This is a genomic window from Mycobacterium sp. TH-M82, from assembly GCF_057473605.1.
Genome location: NZ_JBYCKY010000251.1, coordinates 1 through 4,386 on the forward strand (window position 1 = coordinate 1; position 4,386 = coordinate 4,386).

Here is a 4,386-nt window from a genome sequence, read left to right on the forward strand (position 1 = left end):
AGCGCCAGGGTGGTGTCGGCCTCGGCGACCCAGGTGTGCCCGTAGGACACGCCCTCGCCGGCCCGAATCGGCCGCACCAGCACCACAGTGGTTTTCAGCGTCATCGCCGGGACCAGGCCGGTATCAGCGAGGGCCGGCACCGGGTTCAGTCCGTAGACGGCGATGCCGGTCCGGACCATGTCGTGGGCCAGGTCGGGCCGGGTCAGGGTCGCCGCCGAATTCGCCAGGTGGGCCACCTCGTAGCGCACACCCTGGCCGCGGGCCTGCGTCAGCAGGTCGGAAAACCGATGCGCCTGCACGTCGTTGGCCGGGTTCTCCGGCTCGTCGGCGCAGGCCAGATGTGACATCAGCCCCCGCAACGCGACGGCGCCGTCGGCGACGGCGCGGCGCAGGGCGCTCAGAAGCGCCGGGTAGTCGGCCATCCCGACCCCGTTGCGGTTCATCCCGGTGTCGACCTTGACGGTCACCGTCGCGGTGCGGCCGGTGCGGTGCACCGCGTCGAGCAGTTCGGCCAGTTGCCGCGCCGACGAGACCGCGATCTGCACGTCGGCGGCGAGTGCGGGCGCGAAGTCGGCGCCGGGCCGGTGCAGCCACGCCAGCACCGGGGCGGTGATGCCGCCCGACCGCAACGCCAGCGCCTCGTCGACGGTGGCCACCCCCAGCTCCGTCGCCCCGGCAGCCATCGCCGCCCGGGCCACCGGTACCGCGCCGTGGCCGTATCCGTCGGCCTTGACCACGGCCATCACCTGCGCGGATCCGGCGTGTCCCGCCAGCACCCGCACGTTGTGGGCGACGGCGTCCAGGTCGACCACGGCCTCGGCGAGCAGGCTCTGCCGCTGGGTTATCGCAGTCATCTCGGCACCGATTGTCCCAGAACCGACCAGATGGCCGTCGCGATGGTTGCGCCGCACGGCCTCGGCATCAGCACGCCGATCGTGAAGGGCCCGTTCAGTGCGCGAAGTGCTGCTGCGTGAAGTGTCCGCCGGGTTTGAGCTTGTCCAGGGTGGCCAGCGCGGTGACGATGTCGTCGTAGAGGGCGCGGGCCAGGTCGGCGGAGAGGCCTTCCCGGACCACGATGCGCAGCACCGAGACGTCGGTGGCGGCCTCCGGCATGGTGTAGGCCGGCACCTGCCAGCCGAAGGTCCGCAGCTCGTGGGAGACGTCGAACTCGGTGTAGCCGCGGTCTCCGGCGAGCCGAAAGCTGACCACCGGGATCGCCGTCCCGTCGCTGATCACCTCGAAACATCCGGTTGCGCTCAGTCGATGGCTCAGCCACCGCGCTGTGTCCGACAGCGTCCGCATGACGTCGGTGTAGCCCATCCGGCCCATCCGCAGGAAGTTGTAGTACTGCCCGACCACCTGGTTGCCGGGGCGGGAGAAGTTCAGCGTGAAGGTCGGCATGTCGCCGCCCAGGTAGTTGACCCGGAACACCAGCTCCTCGGGCAGGTGGTCGCGGTTACGCCACACCACGAACCCGATGCCCGGGTAGGTCAGCCCGTACTTGTGGCCGCTGGCGTTGATCGACACCACCCGCGGCAGCCGGAAGTCCCATTTGACGCGGGGGTGCAAAAACGGCACCGCGAAGCCGCCGCTGGCCGCGTCCACGTGCACCGGCACGTCCACCCCGCCCTTGGCGGCCAACGTGTCCAGCGCCGCGCAGATCTCGGCGACCGGCTCCAGCTCCCCGCTGTAGGTGGTGCCCAGGATCGCCACCACGCCGATGGTGTTCTCGTCGACGGCGTCGACCACCTGCTCGGGGGTGATGACGTAGCGGTCCTGCGCCATCGGCAGATAGCGGGGTTCCACGTCGAAGTAGCGACAGAACTTCTCCCAGACCACCTGGACGTTGGAGCCCATCACCAGGTTCGGGGTGCGGTCCTTCCAACCGGGACCCACCCGTGCCCGCCAGCGCCACTTCAGCGCCAGCCCGCCCAGCATCACCGCCTCGCTCGACCCGACGGTGGACACTCCGATGGCGCTGAACGGGTCGTCATCACGCAGGTCCTCGGCGTGGAACAGGTCGGCGACCATGCACACGCAGCGCTGCTCGATGGCGGCGGTGGCGGGGTACTCGTCCTTGTCGATCATGTTCTTGTCGAACGACTCGGCCATCAGCTTGTCGGCCTCGGGATCCATCCAGGTGGTGACGAAGGTCGCCAGGTTCAGCCGGGAGCTGCCGTCGAGCATCAGCTCGTCGTGGATGAACCGGTAGGCGGCCTCCGGGTCCATCGACTCGTCGGGCAGTCGCAGCGCCGGTATCGGCGCGGTGAAGATCCGGGCGGTGTAGGCGGGGGCGACCGAATGCGCGGGGACAGACGGGTGGGGCACGGCGAATCCTTTCGGGTCGGTTACGGCTTCTGCTGCAGCTGTGCCAGCGCGGTTCGGATATGGGACAGGATGCCCGACGCCGATGTCGGCGCGGCACCGGGTCCGGGATCCCCGGCCGAGACCGCCGCCGCCCGGGCGTGCACGAACGCGGCGGCGGCGGCGGCTTCGGTGGCGGGCAGGCCGTGGGCCAGCAGCGCGCCGATCATGCCGGAGAGCACGTCACCGGAGCCGGCGGTGGCCGCCCACGATTGGCCGGCCGGGTTGAGGTAGACCGGTCCGCCCGGGGCGGCGATGACGGTGACGTTGCCCTTGAGCAGCACGGTGGCACCCATGTCGTCGGCGAGACGCCGCGCGGCGCCGACGCGGTCGTCGCCGGGCGGTGCGCCGGCCAGCCGGGCGAACTCGCCGGCGTGCGGGGTCAGCACGGTCGGGGCGCTGCGGTCCTTCACCAGATCGGGATGCGCAGCCAGAATCGTCAGCGCATCGGCGTCGACGATCACCGGCAGGCCGGTGCCCAGCGCGAACCACAAGGCGGCGGCAGCAGTGCCATCGGTGCCCAGCCCCGGGCCGACGACCCAGGCCTGCACCCGCCCGGCGGCCGCCGCGCTGGGCGCGATCACCACTTCCGGCCAGTGCGAAACAACCTGTGCTGCAGCACTTCCCGCGTAGCGCACCATACCGGAAGCGGAGGCCACCGCCGCTCCGGTGCACAGGATCGCCGCGCCCGGGTAGGTCGCCGAGCCGGCCAGGATGCCGGTGACGCCCTGGGTGTACTTGTCGTCTTTGGCGCCGGGCACCGGCCAGTGCGCCGCCGCGTCGGCGGCCTCGAAGCCGTGGGTGTCGGTGGGCGGCAGGTCCAGGCCGATGTCGACCAGTTCGACACGTCCGCAATCACCCAGCGCGTGCACCGGTTTGAGACCGCCGAAGGTCACCGTCAGCGCGGCGTGCACGGCGGGACCGGACACGGCGCCGGTGTGGGCATCGACGCCGCTGGGGATGTCGACGGCCACCACCGGGATTCCGGCGGCATGCACCGCCGCGAACACCTCGGCGGCATTCGGCCGAAGCGCGCCGCGACCGGCGATGCCGACCACCCCGTCGATCACCAGATCCGTTGCGGGTGAAACTGTTTCGACGATCCGCCCGCCTGCAGCGGTGAACGCCGCCAGCCCTTTCGGGTGGGTGTGCTCCGGATCGAGCAGCACCGCGGTCGCCGCTGCGCCGCGGCGCCGCAGGAAGGTGGCGGCCCACAGCGCGTCGCCGCCGTTGTCGCCGGAGCCGACGACAACGCTGATGCGCCGGCCGGCGACCCCGCCGGTGCGGACCGTCAGCTCCCGGGCCGTGGCGGTCGCCAGCCCGAACGCGGCCCGGCGCATCAGCGTCCCGTCGGGCAGGCCGGCCAGCAGCGGCGCCTCGGCGGCGCGGATCTGCTCGACGGTGTAGTAGTGGCGCATCAATCCCAGGATTTCATGCCCGGCGACGCCACGGGTAGCCCCCGCGACCGGGCGACGTTGCCCATCTGTCTGCCGTAGGTGATGAAGGCAACCAGTTCCGCACCGAGGACCTCCGCGGTTGCGACATGGATTGCGTCGAGCGCTTTCAGCCCGCCAGGCAAGTCCGCGGCTCGGTCACGGATCTCGGAAGTCACCTGGAGTTCGTCGTAGTCGTGAAGAAGCTGCGCCATCAAATGCGGGAAGCTACCGGCGCGATCACAGTTACGCACTGTCTCGACGAGCCCGACGATGCTGGTAGCCGCGCAAAACTCAGCGTGATCAGCGAGGAACTCACGCAATTCGACAACGTTCGGCCGTTTGAGCACATAAGTCACCAATGCCGACGCGTCGAGGTAGATCATGCGTTCTGGCCGGCGCTGCTGCGCCGTTTCGCCTCGAGTTCTTCCCTGAGCTCGCGCTCCCAATCGCTTTCGCTGTAACGATCCTCAAGCAGCATTTTGAGCGGATCGGGAGCGCCCTCCGGCAACGTGTACTGGGTGAACGTGTCCAGGTCGGCCAGCGTCTTCCCGGACCGTCGCAACGCCCCGGACGCCTCGAGCTCCTC

Annotated in this window: 5 protein-coding genes; all 5 read right to left on the reverse strand. The window is 70.3% G+C overall.

The window, feature by feature from the left end; genetic code table 11:
* The coding region (gene alr, locus AC2VON_RS07775) for an alanine racemase (protein ID WP_486952426.1) at positions 1 to 854 on the reverse strand (854 nt) is incomplete at its 3' end.
* Positions 855 to 948: 94 nt separating this feature from the next.
* A complete protein-coding gene (gad, locus tag AC2VON_RS07780; RefSeq protein WP_486952427.1) occupies positions 949 to 2,328 on the reverse strand; it encodes a glutamate decarboxylase in 1,380 nt (459 codons plus the stop codon).
* Between the two features lie 20 nt (positions 2,329 to 2,348).
* Complete coding sequence (locus AC2VON_RS07785) at positions 2,349 to 3,782, reverse strand: NAD(P)H-hydrate dehydratase (RefSeq protein WP_486952428.1); 1,434 nt, start codon at positions 3,780 to 3,782, stop codon at positions 2,349 to 2,351.
* Entirely contained in the window at positions 3,782 to 4,183 is a 402-nt protein-coding gene (locus tag AC2VON_RS07790) for a type II toxin-antitoxin system VapC family toxin (RefSeq protein WP_486952429.1), read from the reverse strand. The genes AC2VON_RS07785 and AC2VON_RS07790 overlap by 1 nt, the downstream gene beginning before the upstream one ends.
* A partial coding sequence (locus AC2VON_RS07795) for a hypothetical protein (RefSeq protein ID WP_486952430.1) occupies positions 4,180 to 4,386 on the reverse strand: 207 nt, incomplete at its 5' end. The genes AC2VON_RS07790 and AC2VON_RS07795, both read right to left, overlap by 4 nt.